This window comes from Streptomyces sp. NPDC050509, from assembly GCF_044457965.1.
In the GTDB taxonomy this organism is placed as follows: Bacteria; Actinomycetota; Actinomycetes; order Streptomycetales; family Streptomycetaceae; genus Streptomyces.
Genome location: NZ_JBITHL010000002.1, coordinates 719,084 through 739,884 on the forward strand (window position 1 = coordinate 719,084; position 20,801 = coordinate 739,884).

Sequence of the window (20,801 nt, forward strand, 5' to 3'; positions counted from 1 at the left end):
CCCCCTTGCCCAGCACCACGAACCACGGATTCCTCGCGCTGGAGGGCGTCGACGGATCCGGGAAGACGACGACCGCACGGCTCATCGCCGAACACGTCCGCGCGCAGGGACGGCCGCTGTCCCGCATCGGCCAGCACTCGTGGCTCGATCCGCAGGCGGCACGCGTCATTATCGACGTCCGCGAGGACCGGACGCACCGGCACAGCCACCGGCGGATCACCGAGGCCTACTTCCGCGACAAGCAGTTGCAGGCCGACGCGATCGGCGACCTGCTGCGCGACCGCACCGTGCTGTCGGACCGCTACATCTTCAGCGACGCCGCCTACCTGGATGTGCTGTACGGCATCCCTGCCCGCGAGACGCTGGATCGCCACCACGCGCACGGCACCCTGCTGCCCGACCTGATCGTCTACCTCGACGTCCCCGTCGAACTGGCCGCCGACCGCGTCGTCTCCCGCGGCAAGAGCATGCGGCACTACGAGAACAGCTACACCCTCGACAAGGTCAGCACGGTGTACCGCGCGCTGCTCCTCGACGACCCGCCGCCCTACCTGCCGCCGGTGCACGTGTTCCGCAACACCGCCGGTGCGCACGAGGACGGCCGGATGAGCGCCCTGTACCGGGCCGTGGAAGACGCTGTGGCCGCGCCCGGACGCGAGCTGCTGGAGACCTCGTGAGCCGCCTGGACGTCGTGATCCCCTGCCACAACGCTGCGCACTGCGTGGGCCGGCAGCTCGCGGCGCTCGGTCGGCAGCGCACCGACGCCGACTGGGGTCTGGTGATCGTGGACGACGGCTCGACCGACGCCCTCGCGGCCGTCGTCGACGAGCACCGCCGCCACCTGCCGGCGGACACCCGCATCGTGACCCGCCCCGTGCGCGGGGGCACCGGGGCCGCCCGCAACACGGGCGCGCGCGCGGCACGGGGCGACCGTCTGCTGTTCCTGGACGCCGACGACGAGATCGCCGACGACCATGTCGCGGCGATGGCGGCGGCGCTCGACCGGGCCGAACTGGTCACGGCCGGCATCGACTACCGGCGGCTCAACCCGCCCGAGGTACTGCGCGGCACACCGCCCGACCAGCTCTGCGACATCCTGACCGCGAGCCTGTTCAAACCGCATGTGCTGGGCGGGCTGATGGGCATCTCCCGGGGCCTGTTCGAGGAACTGGGCGGCTGCGACGAGCAGTTACCCGCGCTCGCCGACGTCGACCTTTCCTGGCGTGCCCAGTTGGCGGGCCGCACCATCGGCGTGGCGGACACCGTCGTGTCGGTCGGCATCCGCGCCACACACCGCGACAGGTTCCGCCGGGGCAGGTTCCAGGGGCACGACATCGTGGCCCTGCGGCGCAAGTTCGCCGCGCACGGTACCGACCCCGTGACCTGGCGGGGCCATCTGGTGGACTGGCTGCGCCTGCCGGTCACGGCCGCCCGAGCGGGCGCACCCGCCGCCCTGTCCGCCCTGGTGTGGGAACTCGGCTGGCAGACGGGGGTCCTGGACGCCCTCCGACCCCGAACCGCGCCTCCCGTCCCCCTCACCGCGCCGGAGCCTTCATGATCACCCTGTCCCGGGGGCTGAACCCGCACGAGACCGCCTGGGCGGAACCGGTCGTCCCGGACCGGCCCCCCTTCACCCTCCTGCACGGCAGCCCCTCGTACATCAACGTGCTCGACGCGCTCGGCGCCCGGGAAGCGGTCCGGGCCCTGCGCGAGCGGACCGGCGTGGCAGCCTGTGCCTCGTTCAAGCACACCTCCCCCGCGGGCGTCGCGATCGGCGGGCCCTTCGCGCCGGGGGAGGAGGATCTCCACGACCGGGGGCCGCTGCCGTACGGCGTCCTCGGCCGGGCCGTCGTACGGGCCCGGAACACCGCGCCCAAGTGCTCCTACGGGGACTTCGTCGCGGTGTCCGAGCCGGTCACGGCCGCTCACGTGCCGCTGTTCGCGAACGCCATCGGGGTCATCGCCCCGGACTTCACCCCCGAGGCGCTCGCCGGCCTCTCCCGCTCGAACCACGGTCGGTTCATCCTGCTGCGCGCCCACGAGGGGGAGGAGCGGAACGGGCACGGCGGGAGCGCGCGGGAGTCGGTCGAGACGGCGGGGCTCCGGCTGACGCGCTCGGCCGCACCGCTGCCGGGGTTCGCGGGCGGGACGCGTACGGAGTGCGGCACGCCCGGCAGCGCGGACGACCTGGCCGTCGCCGTCGAGGCGGTCCGGCACGCACAGTCGAACGCCATGGCCTTCGTCGTGGACGGCAACACGATCGGCATCGGCATGGGGCAGCAGAACCGCCTGGACTGCACCCGTCTGGCCGCGGCCCGCGCCCGGACCTGGCAGCGCCGCCGGCATCCGGACGTCCTGGGCCTCAGGTTCCGGGAGGGTGTGGGGTCCGCGGAACGCGCGGTGTGGCGGGCGCGGCTCGCCGAGGGCGACCTGACCCCCTCGGTCCGCGCCGAGTTCGCCGGGGTGCTGGCGGACCCCCGGGACGCCGACCGGGAACCGGACTGGAACGCGACGCCACCGCTGTCCGGGGTGACCCTGGCGGCCGACAACCACTTCCCGTTCGTCGAGGTCGTCGAGCTCGCGGCCCGCCGGGGCGTCACCCAACTGGTCACGCCCGCCGGATCGACCGATGCGGACGCGCTGCGGGACGCCTGTGCGGCCCACGGCATGAGCTGGATCGTGACCGGTGAGCGCTTCTTCCGGCACTGACCCCGGCCCCCTCGGCACCAGTGCTCCCGCACGCCCCTGGCGGCAGCCTGGCTGGCGTCCGCGTGCCGTGGCGGTCATCGACGCCCGGCTGTCCGCGGCGGGCCTGCACCGCACGGGGCCCGTCGAGGACGTCAAACGCTGGGCGCTGTCGGCCGTGCTGCGCTGCCCGACCAGCGGGGGAGCGGTGTTCCACAAGCAGTCGCTGCCGTCCCTGGCGCACGAGGGCCGGGTGCTGGCCCTGCTGGCCGACCGTCACCCCGGTCTGGTGCCCGAGGTCCTGCCACCCGGGCCGCCGGACGAGGGCTGGTGCACCCGCGAGGTCGCCCTGCGGCCGGGCACGGAACTGCCCGACGCGGAACGGGGCCGGGCCCTGGCCGTCCTCGGCGCGGTGCAGCGCGACTGGCTGGGCCGGACCACCGACCTCACCGCCGCCGGCTGCTGGGTGCGCACGGGGCACGCACTGGCCGGCCTGGCGCCGTTGTCGGAGCGGAGCGACCTGTTCGGCCCGGACTCGGGACTGCCGGACCCGCTGAGTGCATCCGAGTCCGTCCGGCTGGCCGATGTCTGCGCCCGGCTGCCCGAACTGTGCGCGGCGCTGGCCACGGCGCCGCCCGGCGAAAGCCTCGTCCACGGCGACCTGCACCCGGGCAACTGGGGCGTGACCCACGCGACCGGCCGGACCGTGTTCCTCGACTGGGCGGAGGCCTCCGTCGGCCACCCGTTCCTGGACGTCGCGGCGGCCCTCAGGAGCTGCCCGGACCCCGGGGTCCGATCCCGCGCCCTCGACCGGTACTTCGCGAGCTGGTCACCACTGATGCCGGCGGCCGAGTGCCGGGAGGTGTGGCGGCTCGCCGAACCGGTCGCCGCGTTCAACCAGCTCGTCACCTACACGCACTTCACCGACACGGCGGAACCGCACGAGCGGTCCGGCTGGGCGCCACGGCTGCTGGGGTGGGCGCGGGCGCTGCTGCGGACCACGGACGGCGCCAGGCGCTGCTGACTCACCCCGCCGCCCGCCCTGCGCGAACCCCTCGAACCCCCTCGGCCGCCCCTCCCCGCTTCCCACCCGAAGGAGACACCGACATGTGGTCCACCCCCTCGACACCTGTGCTCGTCACCGGCGGTGCCGGCTTCATCGGCAGCCGGCTCGTCCGTTCCCTGGCCGCGGCGGGCCATCCCGTCCGGGTCCTGGACGACCTCACGACGGGCCGACCCGAGTCCGTCGCGTTCGTCCCGGGCGCCACCCTGGTGCGCGGCAGCGTGCTCGACGCGGACGCGGTGGCCGAGGCCGCGCGCGGAACGGGTCTGGTGCTGCACCTCGCGGGCGTCGTCGGCATGCGGCTCGCGGCACAACAGGCCGAACTGGCCTACGCGGTGGGCCGCCAGGGAACGGCGAACGTCCTGGCGCACACCGGGGACACACCCGTCGTGCTGGTATCCAGCTCTGCCGTCTACGGTCTCAGCGACAGCAGCGCCGAGCTGCGCGAGGAGCGGGCCGTGGACCGGGCCGTCCCGCTGGCCTACGACGGCGGCAGCCCGGGCTACGCCACCGGCAAGTGGGAGATGGAACGGCTGGGGCGCGAGGCCGCCCGGCACCGGTCCGTGCTCACGGTGCGGCCCTTCAACGTCGTCGGCCCCGGCCAACGGGGGCGCTACGGCATGGTGGTGCCGACATTCTTCCGGCAGGCCTGGTCCGGGGAGCCGCTGACCATCCACGGCGACGGCAGCCAGCGTCGCTGCTTCACCGACATCGACCAGTTCACCCGACGCCTGCTCGACCTCGCGGCCACCGAGGCCGCGTGGCGGCCAGGCGCCAACGTGTTCAACATCGGCTCCCGCACCGAGACGACCATCGCCGGCCTCGCCCGCCTGGTCCTCGACGCCACCCGCAGCACGGCGGGCTCCGTCCACGTACCGTACGAGTCGGTCTTCCCCGGCCGCACCGACGTGACCGGCCGGGTGCCCTGCCTGGACCGGCTGACCGCCGCCGTCGGCGAGACGGACTGGCTGTCCGCCGCGGCACTGGTGCGCGAGATGGCGCGGGCACGGTTCGCCGAGGCGATCACCGCCACCCGGTGACGAATTCGCCGCGTGCGGGTTCACGCAAGAAGAACGGCATTTCGTTGACGCGTTTCCACCGCCACGAGAGTCTTTCCCCAGACATTCAGCACGGAGGAGCTGCCCCATGAAACTTCAGCTGCCGGCCCCCGGGGAAACCATATTGGCAATGCTCAAACTCCCCGGAGAAATGTGCAATATCAACTGCCATTACTGCTACGAGCGGCGCAAGCCGTACCCCAACGCCCTCATGCTGAAGCCGGAGGTGCTGCGCGAGTTCCTCACCCTGTGCGGCGGACGGCCGCTGGCGGTCGAACTGCACGGCGGCGAACCGCTGTTGATCGGCCGTCGCAAGATGGGCGACCTGTTCGCCGAACTGCGCTCCTACGAGGGCCCGGTGACGGTCTCGATGCAGACCAACGGCATCCTCCTGAACGAGGCGTGGCTCGACTTCTTCGACCGTGAATGGCCGGACATCGAGATCGGCATCAGCCTCGACGGGGACGAGCAGGGCAACGCGCACCGCGTCGACTTCCGGGATCGCCCCACCTACCGCAAGGTCACCAAGGCGCTCGACATGATGGCGGCCCGGGGCCGCAATGTCGGTGTCATCGTCGTCGTCACCCGCCGCATCCTCGGCCGGGCCGCGGACGTGCTGGACTCGCTGAGCAAGTTCGAGGCCGTGAAGGTCGTCAAGCTCTCCGGGTGCCTCGACTTCAACGTGAGGAGCAAGGACTACCAGACGCCGAACCGCAAGTCGCTCCAGATCCTCAACCCGGACGGCGTCGGCATGCCCGGCTGGGCGACGACGCCCGACGAGTACGCCGACTTCCTGATCGAGGCGTTCGAGCACTGGTCGGCGACCCGCTCCTACGGCGCGTACGTGCTGGAGCCGTTCTTCAGCGTCATCCGGTCGCTGTCCGGGCTGCCCACGAGCTACACGAGCTTCAGCGACCGCAAGGAACCCTTCGTCGTGACGCTCTACCCCGACGGGCGCATCGGCAGCTCGGACGAACTGAGCATGCCCGGCGCGCTGCTGGGTTCCGTGGACACGGCGACCGGAATGGACGAACTGCTCACCCTGGACAGCAACCCCGGGCTGCGCCGGGACCTGTCCGCACTGCTCGCCAAGTGCGCGGGCTGCTCGCACGAGGCCTCGTGCCGCGGCGGCGCCCTTCCCGACCGGCTCCGCTTCGAGGGGACCGGGTTCGAGGAGGAGTACTGCGACTACCGACGCAAGGTCATCGACCATGTGGCCGCGGCACTCCCGGCAGCGGCCTGAAAGGGAAACCACGATGTTCCTCCTCCCCGTCATCGACGACGACGAGACACAGAACCGCCGCTGGAACGCCTCGCTGGACGGCCGGGCCATCCACTCGTTCCTGCTGTGGGTCGAGCCGCACAGCACCGCCTGGGCCCGCCGTGCCGCCGCGGCGGCCGGTGCCGGGGCGCCGGACACCACGGAACTGCCCGACCCGCTCACCCGCGCCCTCGCGGGTCTCGCCGGCGCCCCGGACATAGCCGTCGACCCCGCCGAGGTGGGCACCGCGCTGCTGCCCCTGCCGGACGGTCCGCGTCTGGCAGTCCTGCACGGCGTGCCCGAGGACGGCGGCCGGCTGCGGCTCGCCCCGGCCACCGCGCCGGACCGGGCGGCGGTGGGCGACGCCGTGCGGGTGTTGGAGGGCGTCGGCCTGCGGTACGTCGTCGACCTCGCAGTGGGGGCGGTCGTCCTCGGCGACACGGCGGGCGCCGCCGTACCGGCCGACCTGTGCGACGTGGCCCGGTTCTCCCCGGCCGGGTCCGACGCGCCGTCCCGCGCCGAGGCGCTGCTGCGCGAGGGCGCCGCGTCCTGGATGGGCCAGTGGCTGCGCACCGAGGAGGCCGTCGGCGCCCGCGGCGGTCCGCTGTCCGGGACCGACCGCGCCTGGCTGACCGGTGTCTTCGCCGACTCCCTCGCCTTCCAGCTGTACGACCGGCTCGCCGCCCGCCGGCCCGAGGACACCCCGGAGCCCGTCGCACGCCGTTGGCAGGAGCTCCTCGACGGGCTTCGCCAGCTGCGTGCCGTACTGCCAGGCCGGGTCGGCGAGACGGTCGGCATGGGCATCGTCGCCGAACTGATCGGCACCACCTATCCCTGCTGGAACCGGCGGCAGTTCGCCGTCAAGTCCCCCTTCGACTACATCCGCGAGATCCGGCCGCTGACGGACGCCGAGAAGGCGGAACACCTCGACCGGTGGGCCGCCTCGAGTGCCGTACGGTGACCACTGCCCGAAAGGACCGGAGACCATCATGACCGAAGCCGACACCATCGAGGCGGCCGCGTCCGTCACCTCGCTCCAGGCCGAGCTGACCGCACGGTTGGTGGAACACCGTGCCGAGCGGGCGCGCACGCTGCTCGCCAGCCTGCGCAGTCTCGTGCCGGGCACGGAGCTCGACGGCCCGGACGGGGCTCCGGACGCCTTCGACAACGCCGTCCTGCACCACGCCTTCCAGCAGGCGCGCCTCGCCGCGCGGAGCCGCGACGCGGACCGGGCCCGGCGGGCCGTGCGCCTGTGGCAGAACCGGGCGGCACTGCGGGCCGAGGCCGTGCAGACCGCTGTCGGACCGGTCCTGGTGCTGCGCGCGGTGGACTGCGACGCCGTGGACGACGACCGCCTCGGCAGCCGGATGTACCTGCTCGGCAGCTCGCCCGAGCAGGACGCGGCGGAACGGGCGCGCATCGCGCGGACCCTGAACGAGGCAGTCGACGCCGCGCTCGCCGTAGGCGGCGAGGTGCTGCGCTCCTCCACCGCCGTCGTCGTCTGGACCGAGGCCGTACCGCTCGGGGCGACCTGCCGCAGCTACACGTTCGACTTCCTGCCCGGCACCGTCGTCCTGAACTGGACCGACGAACCGCTGCGCCTGGGCGAGACCCTCGTGCACGAGGCCACGCACTCCTGGCTGAACGAGTCCCTCGACGCCGAGGGCGTGTCCTTCGCCGACGACGGCCCCCGCTTCCACTCCCCGTGGAAGAACGAGGACCGTCCGGTGTTCGGGATCGTGCACGCGGCCCTCGCCTTCGCGAACGTCATCCACTACCTCTCCCGCATCCAGCCGGCGCCGGACGACGACTCTCAGCTCGCCGCCGTGCTGCGGCGCCGCCTCGAGGTGGAAATGGAGTCGCTGGAGGTCGGCCACGCCTCGGCCCTCACCTGCTTCGACCAGGTGCCCAGCGCACCACTGCGCACGTACCTGCGGGCCGCCGTCGCCGACGCGCGGCGCGCGGAGTGACGGCGGCACCGGTGCCGGGTCCGCCGTACCGTCACCAGGGGCCGCTGCCCGACCTCACCACCGAGGATCTGAGCGAGCCCGTACGGACGCTGCTGGGCGATCCCACGGCCGAGGTGAGCGGCTGGACGGGTGAGCCGATCGGCTACGAGAGCTGGAGCAGGGCGAGCGACGGGCTGTACGCGGTGCGGGGCACGGCCTCGGGCGACGGCGACGACCGCGCGTGGGAGATGGTGCTGAAACAGGTTCGGCACCGCACTTGGGTGCCCGGCCCGCATGATCTGGGCCGGCAGATCGACGACGGCGGCGACGGTCCTGCGGACTGGGCCTACTGGCGGCGCGAGGCGCTGGTACTGGGCTCGTCGCTCCCGTATGACCTCGCCGGCCGGTTCGCCGCCGTCCGCTGTCTGGGGATCGTGCCGGGTCCCGGTGGCCGGCTCCGGCTGTGGCTGGAGCGAGCCGACGGGACGCCCGGCGAGGCCTGGACAGCACGTGAGCTGCTCGACTCCGCCGAGTTCCTCGGCGGGTTCCACGCCCGCTCGCTGCGGCGGCCGCCGCCGTCCCGGGAATGGTGGTGCAGGCCGTTCCTGGAACAGGCCGCCCTGCACGCGCGGTTCGCCCTGATCGAACGGGTCGCCGACGCGGAGACGAGCGCGGATCCGGCGGTGCGCGGCCTGTTCCGGCCGGGGACCGCCACGGCGCTGCGGTCGCTGGCGCGCCGGCACGCCGAGGCCGTCCGGACGGTGCGGTCCCTGCCGGCGGGGCTGGTGCACCGGGACCTGACACCGCGCAACCTGTTCCGGACGGCGCGGGGCACGGTCGCGATCGACTGGGGTCAGGCGGGGCTGGGACCGGCCGGTGAGGATCTGGCCACTCTCGTCCTGTCGTCGGCGGTGGCCGCGGATCTGGACGCCGCCGCCACGCTCGCCCTCGGGGACGCCGCCGCCACGCGCCACGCCACAGGGATGGCGGAGGAAGGGGGCCCGTGCGACCCGGAGGACGTGGTCCTCGCCTACCGTCTCGTGGCCGCCTACCACTTCGGGCTGCCCGTGGTGCGGCTCGCCGACCGGCTGCTCGCGCGGGACGCCGCGTCCCGCGCCGAGACGGCCGCCGATCCCGACACGCGACGGCGGGTGGCGGTGATGACTGCGCTGGTGGAGGAGGCGCAGCGGGACCTTTGAAGGAGGCGACCCGGTCCCGGTGAGGGCCGGTGGACTGCCCCGGCGAGGACGGAGCCCCATGAGGCGGCCCGGCGAGGCCGGCTCTCCGGCCGGGCTCTCCGGCCGCCGGACAGGAGACCTCGCGCGGCGGACGCAGGTCCTCCGCACGCCGTGCCCAAGCCCTCGGGAGCCTCCGGAGTCCGGTCGTCAGGCGGGGCCCGACGGGCACATGCCGGTCATGGTGAGCCGACCGCGTTCCACGCACAGCCGGTACCAGGCGCCCCGGCCCACGATCCGCGGCAGCGCGCAGTCGTGGGCTGCCGACAGGTAGGCCAGCGCGGCAGGGATGGCGTCGCCGTGCGAACAGGCCACCGCGTGGCCGCCGTCGTGCCGGGCGGCGATCTCCACCAGCGCGCCCAGCACCCGGCCTGCCGCCCACGCGCCGCCGAGCGACGGGCCGACGAGGGCGTAGACCCCCTCGGTCCAGGCCGCCGGCTCGGCGAACCCGCGCGCCTCCCTCAGCCGGTCGTCGGCCACCACGGGGACCCCGGCGACGGCGGCCAGCGGGGCAACGGACTGCCGGCATCGCAGTGAAGGGCTGCTGTAGACGGCGTCGACCCCCTCCGTGAAGACTTGGCCAAGGACTTCGGCCTGCCGTGTTCCCTCGTCGCTCAGCGGACGCAGATCGTCGTCACCGCTCCACGCCTCGCGCGGCGACGAGGAACAGTGCGGAACCAGATCCAACACAGCGGTGCATGAATTCGCGAACATAGCGCGCATCATGCCCGGGCCGACGGGCGGAGTCCAACAATTAGCGGGTATCCGCAAAAGGATTGACCACGCCGATCGGGCACACGGAACCTGAACTCGAAATGGATTTTAGGGCGGGCATGTTCCGCAGGCTACGGAGTCGGTATGGAATTGGTCGACACAGCGGCGCACCATGGTGCGCGGGAGATAGCCCGGGAATTCCTTGAGCACGGCGCCCCGTTCCTCTGGCCGGAGCTGCCCGACCTCGCCGGCCTGCCGCCGGACCGTATCGCCGCGCTCCCTCCCCTGCCGTACGGCGACCCGGAGTTCAGCGCCCAACTGCTGCGGGAGCAGATCGACACCACGACGACGGACTCGTCCCGGCCCCCGGCGGTGATTGAGCAGCAACTCGACTGGCTGCGGCACGAGTTGCCCGGGTGGCGAGCGGGTCGTGTGTACCATCCACTGTGCGGGCCCGGCGCCTACACGGCCGCGCTGGGCGGTCACGGTCTGACGGCGTACGTCGGCGTCGACGCGGGCCCCGCGGTGGTCGAACACGCCCGCCGCCGCTTCGCCGGGCAGGACCACATTCGCTTCGTGCTCGGCGACGCGACGGACACCGCCGCCCCGCAAGGGGAGGCGCTCTGCGACACGCTGCTGCTCACCTACGACGCCGCCAACTTCTTCGCGCCGTCCGCCTTCCGAGAGCTGCTCGGTTCGTTGGTGCGGGGGCTGCGCCCGGGCGGCATCGCCGTCCTGGACCTGCGGCTCGCCGAGGACGGCACCGCGGGGTTCGACGAAGGCCGGCGCGTGTACCGGCGCCGTACCGGCTCGGTGTTCCGGGACGGCCCGCACCTGCTGCTCAGCGAGGGGTTCACCGCCGCGGACGGCGCCCTGCTCGGTCACCGCCTCGTCGCGGTGGACGACGGCCCCAGCGGCCGGCCGTCCGAAGTCTTCCACTCCGTGCTGCACGTCCCGACCGCCGCGCAACTCACCGCCGCGCTCACGGCCGAAGGACTCGACGTATGCGTACGGGGACGTCCTTTCGCCAGTTCCGACGACCCCGCTCTCGCGCGGCACCTCGTCGCGGCGCGCAAGCAGCGCACCACCCACCGCACCCCTCCGTGGAGGCAGCCATGAAGATCACGTTCCTCGGGCACGCCGGCGCGCTCGTGGAGGCCGACGGCGTGAAACTGGTCTGCGATCCGTGGTTCTCCGAGGGCGGGGCCTTCCTGTCGGGTTGGCACCAACTGCCGGACAACAGTTCCTGCGCTCCGCTCGTGCACGAGGCGACCCACGTGTACGTGTCGCACGACCACCAGGACCACTTCGACGCCGACGTGCTCGACGCGCTCGACCCGTCGGTCACGCTGCTGATGCCCGACTACCCGCTGCCCACCTGGAAGCGGCTCGTCCGCAGGCTGCGCGGCCCGGCGCCCGTACTCCTCGGCGACCAGGAGGTGTTCCAGGCCGGCCCGCTCCGGCTGCGCCTGATCCACTCTCCCACGCCCCGGCACCAGGACTCGGCTCTCGTCATCGAGGACACCGTCACCGGCCAGGTCGTCGTCAATCTGAACGACTGCCAGGTGGACCGGGACCAGTTGCGGACCATCCGCCGGCTCCATCCCCGCATCGACGTCGTCCTGGCACAGTTCTCCGGCGCCACCTGGTTCCCGTTCGCCTACTCCTTCCCCGCCGCGGAACAGGTGGAGGCGGCCCAGCGCAAGAGGGTCAACTCCATGCGCCGGTGGACTCGTTACATGCAGGCCCTGGACCCGCGCAGCGCGGTCGCGTTCGCCGGGCCGCCGGCGCTGCTCGACCCGGAGCTGGCCCCGCACTTCTTCGCGGAGTCCTCGGTGTTCACCACGCCGCCCGAACTGCTCGCGTGGCTGCGCCACGACCACCCGGGCCTGGCGGAGCGCACCGTGGCACCGCTGCCGGGTGACGAACTCGACGTGGCCACGGGCCGGTTGACCGCCGACCCGGAGATCCGACGGGGATTCGACTGGGAGAACCTCGCGCCCTACATCGCGGACTACGCCCACAGACGCGCCCCCGCCATCGCCGAGGTGGTCACCGGGTACCCGGAGCCGCGGCACAGCCTCTACGACGGCTTCGCCGCCCACTTCAAGGCGCTGTTCGCGGCCGGGGAAAGCCTGTGCCGTGCCGTCGACGCCGTCGCCGCCTTCGATGTGCGCGGCGCCGGGGGCGGCTTCTGGCTCGTCGACTTCCGGTCGCTGGAGGTGCGCGAGGGCACCGGGCCGGAGACCGACGCGCACGACTACCGCTTCACCCTGTCCTCGCGGTACCTGCCGGAGATCCTGGAAGGCGGGATGAGCTGGGAGGAATTCTTCTTCTCGTTCCGTTTCAGCGCCTGGCGGCCCGGGATCGGCGCGTACAACGAGGAGCTCATGTCGGTGCTGCGGTGGAGCGATCCCGACGACCTCGCCACGTACGTGCGGCGGACGGCACAGGGCGGCGAGCGCCCGGCCGGCACGTTCATGCTGGAGACGCCGAGGGGGACGTACCGGGTGTCCGACGTCTGCCCCCACCTGGGCGCGCGGCTCGGCCCGGGGGACTACGACCCGGAACTGGACGCGGTCGTCTGTCCCCAGCACGGCTGGCGCTTTGCCCTGCCGGACGGCTCCTGCGCCAACGGCCGGGCACGGCTCGGCGTCTCGCCGGCCGGAGGGGCGGCAGATCCGGACTCGTCGACGGACCTTCCCACGGACCTCTCCACGGACACCCCGACGGACACCCCGACGGACGCCCCGCGGCGTCCCCGAGAAAGGCAGGCACACCAGTGATCGACTACGCGGCCATGGAACGGCAGCTGAACGCGGCCCACGAGCCCTGCTTCCGCTCCGACCCCTTCCCGCACTACGTGTGGGACGGCCTCCTCCCCGCCGACGCCCTGCGCGCCGCCGCCGACGCCTACCCGGACACCGCCGTGATGACGGCGAAGCCGGGCATTCCGCGCTGGCACTCCCAGGACCGGGAGCTGGCCGGGCCGGCCCTGCGGGACCTGTGCGAGGCGCTGCTCGGCGAGGACCTCGCCGCCATCCTCAGCAAGGTGACGGGGGTGGAAGGGCTGCGTACGGAACCGGACGGTGACTGGGGCAGCTACCGGCTCGCCGGTCACGGTGCCGTGCACCACGCGCACGTCGGCTCCAACCGGCACCCGGAGACCGGGCGGCTGCGCCGGTACTCGTTGTTCACGTATCTCACCGAAGGCTGGGGCCCGGAGGACGGCGGCTGGCTGGAGCTGGGCGAACCGGTCGACGGCGCGTCCCCGGCCCGGATCATGCCCTCCTTCAACCGCAGCGTTCTCATAGAGACGACGGCCCGTTCGCTGCACGGCGTGTCCCTGCTGCGGGCCCCGGCACCGGTCCTGCGCAAGACCGTGACCGTGCACTTCTGGACCGATCCGGCGGCGGACGGCGCGGCGTGAGAGGGGACACGAGGTGAGGCACCGCCGGCTGGGCCGAAGCGGTCTGCACGTCAGCGAGTTGGTGTACGGGAACTGGATCACCCACGGCGGGCAGATCGACGAGGACCGCGCCCGCGCGTGCGTCAGGGCGGCGCTGGACTGCGGTGTGACCAGTTTCGACACGGCCGACGGTTACGCGTTCGGCGCGGGCGAGGAGATCCTGGGCCGCGCGCTGGCGGGCGAACGGCGGTCCGGGGTCGAGATCTTCACCAAGGTGTACTGGCCGGTAGGCCCCGGGCCGAACGAGCGCGGACTGTCCCGCAAGCACATCGTGGAGACGATCGACGTCTCGTTGCGCCGGCTCGGCACCGACCACGTCGACCTCTACCAGGCCCACCGCTTCGATCACGGCACCCCGCTGGAGGAGACCATGACGGCCTTCGCCGACGTGGTCCGCGCGGGCAAGGCCCTCCATATCGGCGTATCGGAGTGGCGGGCGGAGGAGATCCGTGCCGCGCAGGGCCTCGCCCGCGAGTTACGGGTGCCGCTGGTGTCCAACCAGGCGCGCTATTCGGCCCTGCACCGCGTGATCGAGGCCGAGGTGATCCCGGCCTGCCGGGAGCTGGGCCTCGGCCAGCTCGCCTTCTCCCCGCTGGCGCAGGGTGTCCTCACCGGGAAGTACCTGCCCGGCCGGCCGCCGCCGACCGGGTCGCGCGCGACCGATACCAAGGGGTTCGGGGGGCACTTCATGGAGAAAGTGCTGCGCGAGGACATCCTCGGCCGCGTGCAGCGGCTGCTGCCGCTGGCCGAGGAGGCGGGGCTGCCCCTGCCCGTCCTGGCCCTGGCCTGGGTGCTGCGGGAGCCGAACGTGGCGGCCGCGGTGATCGGGGCCAGCGGACCCGAGCAGATCGCCGACAACGCCGCGGCGTGCGACATCGTCCTCGATGAGGACCTCAAGGCCGCGGTGGACGCCGTCCTGGCACCGGTAGCGCTCACCGACCCGGCCCTGACGACCAGTCCGGCCGCCGTGTCCTGAACGCCGCCTACGGTCCCAACTCCCCGCACCAGCATGACCAAGCACTACCAGGCCTCGCCCCGGCCACCGTGTTGGAGGCGCTCAAAGGGTCGTCGGGATCGAGCCGGATGCCGGAGCGGTTCGGTGAGCAGATGCCGAGCGGCCGCTGTCCACGGCAGTTCAGCGCGCGGCCGGCCCGCGAGGACATCCGCAGTGTGCCGGTGCCGGTGCCGGAAGCGACGGTTGCCACCATGATCGAGGAACGCCTGCGGGCCCTCGTCGAAGCCGGGTACGGCGAGGACAACTTCACCCGTCTCGCGAGACGGGAGTAGAACGCGATGAGCGGGGGGCGGGGCCTGTTACGGGCCCCGGCCCCCGCTCACGTGGGCATTGCCCGCCAGACTGCTCGGTGTCAGGTGAACAACGGGGCCGATGGGCCCGGCGGCAGGGCGTAGTAATAACGGCGGCACGTTTTGACCAGGGTCTGCTCGGACAGGGTGAACACGTCCGCGAAGTCCGCGCTGTGCACGCCCCGGCCGCCGTCGCCGGCCGATGAACGCACCACCCGGCCGAGTGCGACGACCGTGTCTTCGTCGGCCACCACCGCGGTCAGCTCATGCCGCCTGAGCAGCTGGGCCTGCGCGGCATGCGCACTGACCACCGCGTCGCGGCCCCGGTGGGGAGCGGCGCCGGGGTGGTCGACGATCAGATCCTTCTCGGTGAGGGACGCGTACCCGTCGGTGTCCCCGATGTCCAGGTAGTGGTACGTGAGCATCACGTGCCTCACCCCTGCTGCCGTCGCCGTCGCGCTGGTGGGCGATATGCGGATTCTGTCGTGTCTCATGACTGGAAGACCCACCTTTCGTCATCGGTGCAAATGGTGCGACGGCGCTGAAGGCCCCCGCCCGTCAACCCTTCGGCACTCCGTTAACTCGGCGCTATCGTCCTGTTATCTCGGTGGCTGGAGGTGGTCAACCTATGCTCGGAAAGTGATCACAGTTGGTCAGTCCGGGTGTGCGGTAACGAACGGACCGCGGGCCGCCGGACGCCTTGCGCGACGCTGCGATCTGCTCCCGGTCACCATGCCCGCCACAGCTATCCAACTACTGGTCACAGCTGTTGTCCGCCGAGTCGGCGCTCTAAAGTTGCATGTTCAGCCGTGTGGTGAGCAGGTGAGCCAAGGAGGCGATCATGGCCGGAGGGCACCCCGTGCCGCGTAACCCGAGCGCGGGACCGGCCTTTCGGGTACTGGGGGCACTGAAAGTCCTGAGCGGTGGACGGACGGTGCCCGTCACCGCGGGACGGCAGCAGGTGGTGCTCGCCGCCCTGCTCCTGGAGAACGGCAGACTGCAGAGTCGGGACCGCCTGATCCGGCTGCTGTGGGACGAGGAGCCGCCGGAAACCGCCCGCACCCAGGTGCAGATCTGTGTGTCCCGGGTGCGCAAGACGCTGGTGGCCGCAGGCGTCAAGGCCACCATCGTGACCCGGCCGCCGGGCTATATGCTCCAGGTCGAGGACTCCGCGCTCGACCTCGACGTGTTCCGGCGGACCGTGGCCGAGGCCAATACGCTGGCCGGGCAGGGTAGGACGGCCGAGGCGGCCGGCTCGATGCGCGCCGCGGTCGCCCTGTGGCAGGGGCCGTGTCTTGACGGGATCGCCAGCGAAACGCTCGCCCGCGTCGCCCAGCACATCGACGAGGAGTGCCTGGCGGCTGCCGAGTCGTTCGTCGAGCTGGAGCTGGAGCTGGGCCGCCACCGCCAGTTGATTGCCGAGATAGCCCGCCTGGTGAACGACAATCCACTGCGGGAACACTTCCGCGGGCAGTTGATGCTCGCCCTCTACCGATCCGGCCGCCAACCCGAAGCTCTGGAGGTGTACCGCGAGGCGCGCAAGCTGCTCCAGGACGAACTAGGGCTCCAGCCCGGCGAGGAACTGCGTCGCCTCGAACGGTCCATCCTCACCGAGGACCCGGCGCTGCGGCTGCCGGATGCCCCCGGCCTCGGAAGGACCGCGGGCCCGCCCGCCGCGGAGGCGGACTCCACGCAGCCCCGCGAGGACTGGCCGGCCGCCGCGCGCGTCCCCGTCCCCCGTCAGTTACCTGTCGACACCGCCGACTTCGTCGGCCACGAACACCTCGTCGCGGAGGCCGAGGCCGCGCTGACCGGTACCGTGCCGCACCGGGCCACGGGCATCGTCGTCGTCGCCGGCCGCTCCGGCGTCGGGAAGAGCACCTTCGCCGCCCGGGTAGCCCACCGGCTCGCCGACACTCACTTCCTCGACGGCCAGCTCTACTGCCAACTGCACGGCGGCCGGACGGATCCGATCGACCCGCGCGAGGTCCTGGGCCGCTTCCTGCGCGCGCTGGGCCTGCCGGGGCCCGCCATCCCGGACTCCCTGGAGGAACGCGGGGAGATCTACCGCAGCATGCTCGCTGTCAGACGCATCCTGGTCGTCATGGATGACGCCGCGAGCGAGGAGCAGGTCCTACCTCTGCTGCCGGGCAGCCGCTCCTGTGGTGTCCTCATCACCAGCAGGGCACGGCTGACCGCCCTGCCCGGAGCCCACCGTGTGACCCTGGACATCCTCGACGAGAAGGACTCGCTGGAACTCCTCGGTAACGTTGTCGGAGCCGACCGGGTGCAGGGAGAACCGGCTGCAGCCAGGGAGCTCGTCGCTGCCGTGGGCAGACTCCCGCTCGCGCTGCGCATCGTAGCCGCGCGCCTGGCGGCACGCCCGTTCTGGCCGCTGGCGTCGATGGTGCGGCGTCTGGCCGACGAGAGCCGGCGCCTGGACGAGCTGGCCCACGGGGAGATGACCGTCCGAGCCAGCCTCTCGCTCACCTACGACGGGCTCACCGAGCCGGACCGCAGACTCTTGCGCCTGCTCAGCCTCACCAAGGGCTCCACCTTCCCCGGCTGGATGGCGGCCGCGCTGATGGGCGGCACGCCGGGCCCCTACCCGTCCGACATCCTGGAACCACTGATCGACGTGCAGATGCTGGACATCACGGGCGTCGACGCGGGCGGAGAGCTGCGCTACGCCTTCCACGACATCATCCGGCTGTTCTCCCGCGACCGGTTGGCCGCCGAGACCGACGACGGCGAGCGCGGTGCCGCTGTCCGCCGGGTAGGCGGCGCCTGGCTCTCCCTGATCACCGAGGCCCAGCGGCGAGTCCTGGGCACCCGCTACCTCACCGGTTCGGCCGAGCACTGGCACCTGCCCGAGCGGCATGTCTCCACTGTCCTCGCCCGGCCACTGGAGTGGCTGGACACCGAGCTGGAGAACCTCAGCCTGACCGTGGAAGGGCTCGCGCAGGAAGGCGAGGACGAGCATGCGTGGGAACTCGCTGTGAACCTGGCACCGTTGCACGAGGCCCGCGGCTATCTCGACCACTGGGCCCGCACCCACCGCAAGGCACTCACGGTGGTCCGCCGCCGCGGCAACCGTATGGGGGAGGCCGCACTGCTGGCCTCCCTCGGATCGCTGCACCTCAACCGCCGTAACCTGCCCGAGGCACGCAAGGCTCTCACCACGGCGTCGGAGATCTTCGAGGACCTGGGGCACGACAAGGGACTCGGCCTGAGCCACCGGGACCTCGGCATCGTGGCCCGGCTCACCGGCCGCGATGTCTCGGCGATGCTCCTCTTCGACAAGGCGCAGCGGTACTTCGACCGCAGCGGCGACCCGTGGGCCCGCGCCACCGTGCTCACCCAGCGGGCGGTCATCCTGCTCAGGCAGGGTGACGTCCGGCGCGTGGAGGCCGAGCTGAACGAGGCGCTGAGGATCTGGCGGGATCTCGGCTACGTCGGCGGACAGGCCCGGGTGCTCCAGCGCGTGGGTCAGCTCCTCCTGCACCGGAAGCAATTCGAGGGGGCCCGCAAGGTGTTGTCCGAGGGGCTTTGCATGGTCCTGGCGGACGGCGACGTAATCGGCGAGGGATACATGCTGCACGACCTCGGCCGGGTCCACATGGGCCTGGGCGAACTCGATGACGCCGCCGCTTTCTTCGACCGGGCGCTCGCCCTGCGCGAGGGCATCCGGGACCATGCGGGCGCGGCCTCCTTGCGTGTGGACCTCGCGGCCCTGTCGCTGCGCGCGGACCGGGCGCGGCGGGCCAGCACACTGCTGGCCGACGCGATGGAGGTGTTCAGCAGACTCGGCATGGTCGAGGAGCACGCCCGCGCCGCGCGGCTGTACCCCCACCGCTCCGCCGACGGTATCGATGTCCCGGCCGCAAGGTGACCCGCACTCCGCACCGGTGAGGGGACAGCGGTCCACCGGCACCGCGGCCCCCCTGCACGCGCGACAGCAGACGTTCCTGCGCCGCTTCGTGGGCCGCCAGGACGAACTGGAAGCCTTCCGCGCAGCGCTCGACGACCCGTCCGGCGCCATCGCGGTCCTGGCCTTGCACGGCCCCGGCGGCATCGGTAAGACGACGCTGCTCAGACACTTCGCCCTGGAGGGTGCCCAGCGAGGACGCGACGTCGTCGAGGTGGACGGGGAACGGACCGAGCCCACCGAGGAGGCGTTCCGCGCCGCGGTACCTGTGACCGGAACGGCCCCGCCGGTCCTCCTCGTCGATTCCGTGGACCGCCTCGAACCGCTGGCCGACTGGATCAGGGACCAGTTCCTGCTGCGGCTGCCGCCTGGGTCGGTGGTGGTGTTCGCGGGCCGGCTGCCACCGAGCCTGCGCTGGCAGACCGACCCCTCCTGGGCCGACACCCTGCGGGTGCACCGCCTGGGCGGGCTCTCCCTTTCCCAATCGGCGCGTCTGCTCCGGGACAGCACGCCCGGCCGGGTCACCCAGAGCAGGGCCCGGCTCGCCTTCGCCGACGGCCACCCCCTCGCGCTCCGGCTCGTCGGCCAGGGCCAGGACACCCCGTTCGGGGGCGAGTGGCAGCCCTCCCCGGAGATCGTGCAGGACTTCCTGGAACGGGTGCTGGGCCCCGTGCCGTCCGCCGTCCACCGGCAGGCCCTGGAGATCTGCGCCCATGTGCCCGACACCACCGAGGACCTCCTGCGCGTCTTCCTGCCGGACGACACGCACGAACTGTTCGGCTGGATACGCCACCAGCCCTACGCCCTCAGCAGGCGGGCCGGACTGCGCCTGCTGCCCGTCGTGGCAGAGGCCCTGGACCGCGATCTGAGATGGCGGGCACCGGACACCTACCTCTCCATGCACAAGTCGGTGCGCACCTACCTCCAACACGTGATTCGCAATCGCCCCGAACCCGCCTCGCTCCGAGCCGCCGGCGCCTTCAACTACCTCCAGACCAGGGGCAGAAGGTTCCCCGGCTTCGAATGGGACGAGCACGACGACGCGGTGGACGAGACACCCTGCGGCCCCGACGACGTCCGCGCGGTCCGCGACTTCGCGTACGAGCAACTGGGGACGGGACGCGACGCCGCCGTCGACTTCTGGCTGGGACGGCAGGCCGCGGGCTTCCACCTGTACCGGTCGGTGCGGACCGGCGACATCGTCGGCGTCCTGGGCGTGCTGAGCTTCGACCGGTGGGACGCGGTCGAAACGGTGATCGACCCCGTTGTCGCGGCCGCACGTGATCACATCGCGGCGAGCCGCGAGTTGCGCCCCGGACACCAGGTGCACCTGGTGCGCTTCGCTCTGGCCAGCAGGCGGGCACCCGAACTGACCGCCACCTCGGCCAGGATGGCCGCCCGCGTCACCTGGAAATTGCTCAGACACCAACAGTCGGAGTGGACCATGGTCGCCGTCAATGACATGGACGAGCAGTCTGCGCGGCTCCTGGAGTTCGCCGACTTCCGCCAACTCCCGCGTGGACCCCTGCTCGCGGAGCAGCGGGTGCGTCTCTTCGCCCACGACTGGGGCACAAATCGGGGCGACGAATGGAGTGACCTGCTGGACGACCGGATGCTCTTCGGGCTGCGGACACCCGGAGTCGCCAGCCTGCCGAGCACCAGTGTGCTGTCCCGGGCGTCCTTCGACCGCGCCGTACACGACGCGCTGCGTGACTGGCACCAGCGGGAGCGGCTGGCCACCAACCCGCTGCTGCACGCCTCCTTCGTCGCCAGCCGCCCCGGCGACCAGGAGAACCTGCGCCGGCTCATCGTGGGGGCCATCGAGGCGATGGACAAGGACCCCAAGGCGAAGATGCAGCGAGCCGTCGTCTGGGCCACGTACGTGAAGGGCGGCAGCACTCAGCAGGCCGTGGCCCGCGAGTTCTCCCTGTCCTTCAGCACCTATCGCCGCTATCTGAAACGAGGGATCGAGAGGGCGTGTTGGCATCTGTGGGAACAGGAGGTGACCTACAGGGCGCAAGCCGCGGTATCCCACTTCAACACCTCCGGTCCGGCGACGACCTGGTAGCCGTTGGCACGGGGCGGCATGTCCGGGGCCTATCGGGCAGAGATAGCGCCGTCAAAGCGGCGGGAT

General features: G+C 72.2%; 18 protein-coding genes. 16 read left to right on the plus strand and 2 right to left on the minus strand.

Going from position 1 to position 20,801, the window contains the following annotated elements:
* Window positions 1-5: 5 nt before the first annotated feature.
* The 9 genes from ACIBJC_RS08500 to ACIBJC_RS08540 all read left to right on the plus strand — a co-directional run bounded on the left by ACIBJC_RS08500 (window position 6) and on the right by ACIBJC_RS08540 (window position 9,215).
* Window positions 6-677 carry an AAA family ATPase gene (locus ACIBJC_RS08500; protein ID WP_399289558.1) on the plus strand — a complete coding sequence of 224 codons (672 nt, stop codon included), beginning with the start codon at window positions 6-8 and terminating at the stop codon, window positions 675-677.
* On the plus strand, window positions 674-1,558 hold the full coding sequence (locus tag ACIBJC_RS08505; protein ID WP_399289560.1) for a glycosyltransferase family 2 protein: 885 nt from the start codon (window positions 674-676) through the stop codon (window positions 1,556-1,558). The genes ACIBJC_RS08500 and ACIBJC_RS08505 overlap by 4 nt, the downstream gene beginning before the upstream one ends.
* Window positions 1,555-2,709 carry a hypothetical protein gene (locus tag ACIBJC_RS08510; RefSeq protein ID WP_399289562.1) on the plus strand — a complete coding sequence of 385 codons (1,155 nt, stop codon included), beginning with the start codon at window positions 1,555-1,557 and terminating at the stop codon, window positions 2,707-2,709. Before ACIBJC_RS08505 ends, ACIBJC_RS08510 begins: the two co-directional genes overlap by 4 nt.
* 67 nt (window positions 2,710-2,776) lie before the next feature.
* Window positions 2,777-3,709 carry a phosphotransferase family protein gene (locus ACIBJC_RS08515; RefSeq protein WP_399289564.1) on the plus strand — a complete coding sequence of 311 codons (933 nt, stop codon included), beginning with the start codon at window positions 2,777-2,779 and terminating at the stop codon, window positions 3,707-3,709.
* Window positions 3,710-3,792: 83 nt separating this feature from the next.
* Window positions 3,793-4,788: an NAD-dependent epimerase/dehydratase family protein gene (locus tag ACIBJC_RS08520; protein WP_399289566.1), complete on the plus strand. Its 996-nt coding sequence runs from the start codon at window positions 3,793-3,795 to the stop codon at window positions 4,786-4,788.
* A 148-nt stretch (window positions 4,789-4,936) separates the two neighbouring features.
* A complete protein-coding gene (locus ACIBJC_RS08525) occupies window positions 4,937-6,049 on the plus strand; it encodes a radical SAM protein (protein WP_399289568.1) in 1,113 nt (370 codons plus the stop codon).
* Between the two features lie 13 nt (window positions 6,050-6,062).
* Entirely contained in the window at window positions 6,063-7,028 is a 966-nt protein-coding gene (locus tag ACIBJC_RS08530) for a hypothetical protein (protein ID WP_399289570.1), read from the plus strand.
* Between the two features lie 28 nt (window positions 7,029-7,056).
* On the plus strand, window positions 7,057-8,037 hold the full coding sequence (locus ACIBJC_RS08535) for an aKG-HExxH-type peptide beta-hydroxylase (RefSeq protein WP_399289572.1): 981 nt from the start codon (window positions 7,057-7,059) through the stop codon (window positions 8,035-8,037).
* On the plus strand, window positions 8,034-9,215 hold the full coding sequence (locus ACIBJC_RS08540) for a phosphotransferase (protein WP_399289574.1): 1,182 nt from the start codon (window positions 8,034-8,036) through the stop codon (window positions 9,213-9,215). The genes ACIBJC_RS08535 and ACIBJC_RS08540 overlap by 4 nt, the downstream gene beginning before the upstream one ends.
* A gap of 186 nt (window positions 9,216-9,401) precedes the next feature.
* Here ACIBJC_RS08540 and ACIBJC_RS08545 read toward each other — a convergent pair whose 3' ends face one another.
* Entirely contained in the window at window positions 9,402-9,965 is a 564-nt protein-coding gene (locus ACIBJC_RS08545) for a histidine phosphatase family protein (RefSeq protein WP_399289576.1), read from the minus strand.
* Between the two features lie 144 nt (window positions 9,966-10,109).
* Between ACIBJC_RS08545 and ACIBJC_RS08550 the strand changes: the two genes are divergently transcribed.
* From ACIBJC_RS08550 to ACIBJC_RS08570, 5 genes are all read left to right on the plus strand, one after another.
* Window positions 10,110-11,084 (plus strand): class I SAM-dependent methyltransferase, encoded by a 975-nt coding sequence (locus ACIBJC_RS08550; protein WP_399289578.1) that lies wholly within the window; start codon window positions 10,110-10,112, stop codon window positions 11,082-11,084.
* The gene (locus ACIBJC_RS08555) at window positions 11,081-12,751 is read left to right on the plus strand and encodes an MBL fold metallo-hydrolase (RefSeq protein WP_399289580.1); all 1,671 of its coding nucleotides are present in this window, start codon (window positions 11,081-11,083) and stop codon (window positions 12,749-12,751) included. The genes ACIBJC_RS08550 and ACIBJC_RS08555 overlap by 4 nt, the downstream gene beginning before the upstream one ends.
* Before the next feature lie 14 nt (window positions 12,752-12,765).
* Window positions 12,766-13,395: a 2OG-Fe(II) oxygenase gene (locus ACIBJC_RS08560; protein ID WP_399289582.1), complete on the plus strand. Its 630-nt coding sequence runs from the start codon at window positions 12,766-12,768 to the stop codon at window positions 13,393-13,395.
* A gap of 13 nt (window positions 13,396-13,408) precedes the next feature.
* Window positions 13,409-14,410 carry an aldo/keto reductase family protein gene (locus ACIBJC_RS08565; protein ID WP_399289584.1) on the plus strand — a complete coding sequence of 334 codons (1,002 nt, stop codon included), beginning with the start codon at window positions 13,409-13,411 and terminating at the stop codon, window positions 14,408-14,410.
* Window positions 14,411-14,517: 107 nt separating this feature from the next.
* On the plus strand, window positions 14,518-14,721 hold the full coding sequence (locus ACIBJC_RS08570; protein WP_399289586.1) for a hypothetical protein: 204 nt from the start codon (window positions 14,518-14,520) through the stop codon (window positions 14,719-14,721).
* An 80-nt stretch (window positions 14,722-14,801) separates the two neighbouring features.
* On the opposite strand, the gene ACIBJC_RS08575 is transcribed toward ACIBJC_RS08570, so the two are convergent.
* Window positions 14,802-15,233: a nuclear transport factor 2 family protein gene (locus ACIBJC_RS08575; protein ID WP_399289588.1), complete on the minus strand. Its 432-nt coding sequence runs from the start codon at window positions 15,231-15,233 to the stop codon at window positions 14,802-14,804.
* A gap of 440 nt (window positions 15,234-15,673) precedes the next feature.
* On the opposite strand from ACIBJC_RS08575, the gene ACIBJC_RS08580 reads away from it, so the two are divergent.
* Both ACIBJC_RS08580 and ACIBJC_RS08585 read left to right on the plus strand, forming a co-directional pair.
* A complete protein-coding gene (locus ACIBJC_RS08580; RefSeq protein WP_399289590.1) occupies window positions 15,674-18,631 on the plus strand; it encodes an AfsR/SARP family transcriptional regulator in 2,958 nt (985 codons plus the stop codon).
* A 16-nt stretch (window positions 18,632-18,647) separates the two neighbouring features.
* Window positions 18,648-20,735, plus strand: coding sequence for an ATP-binding protein (locus ACIBJC_RS08585; protein WP_399289592.1), 2,088 nt, complete (start codon window positions 18,648-18,650; stop codon window positions 20,733-20,735).
* The last annotated feature ends 66 nt before the right edge of the window (window positions 20,736-20,801 follow it).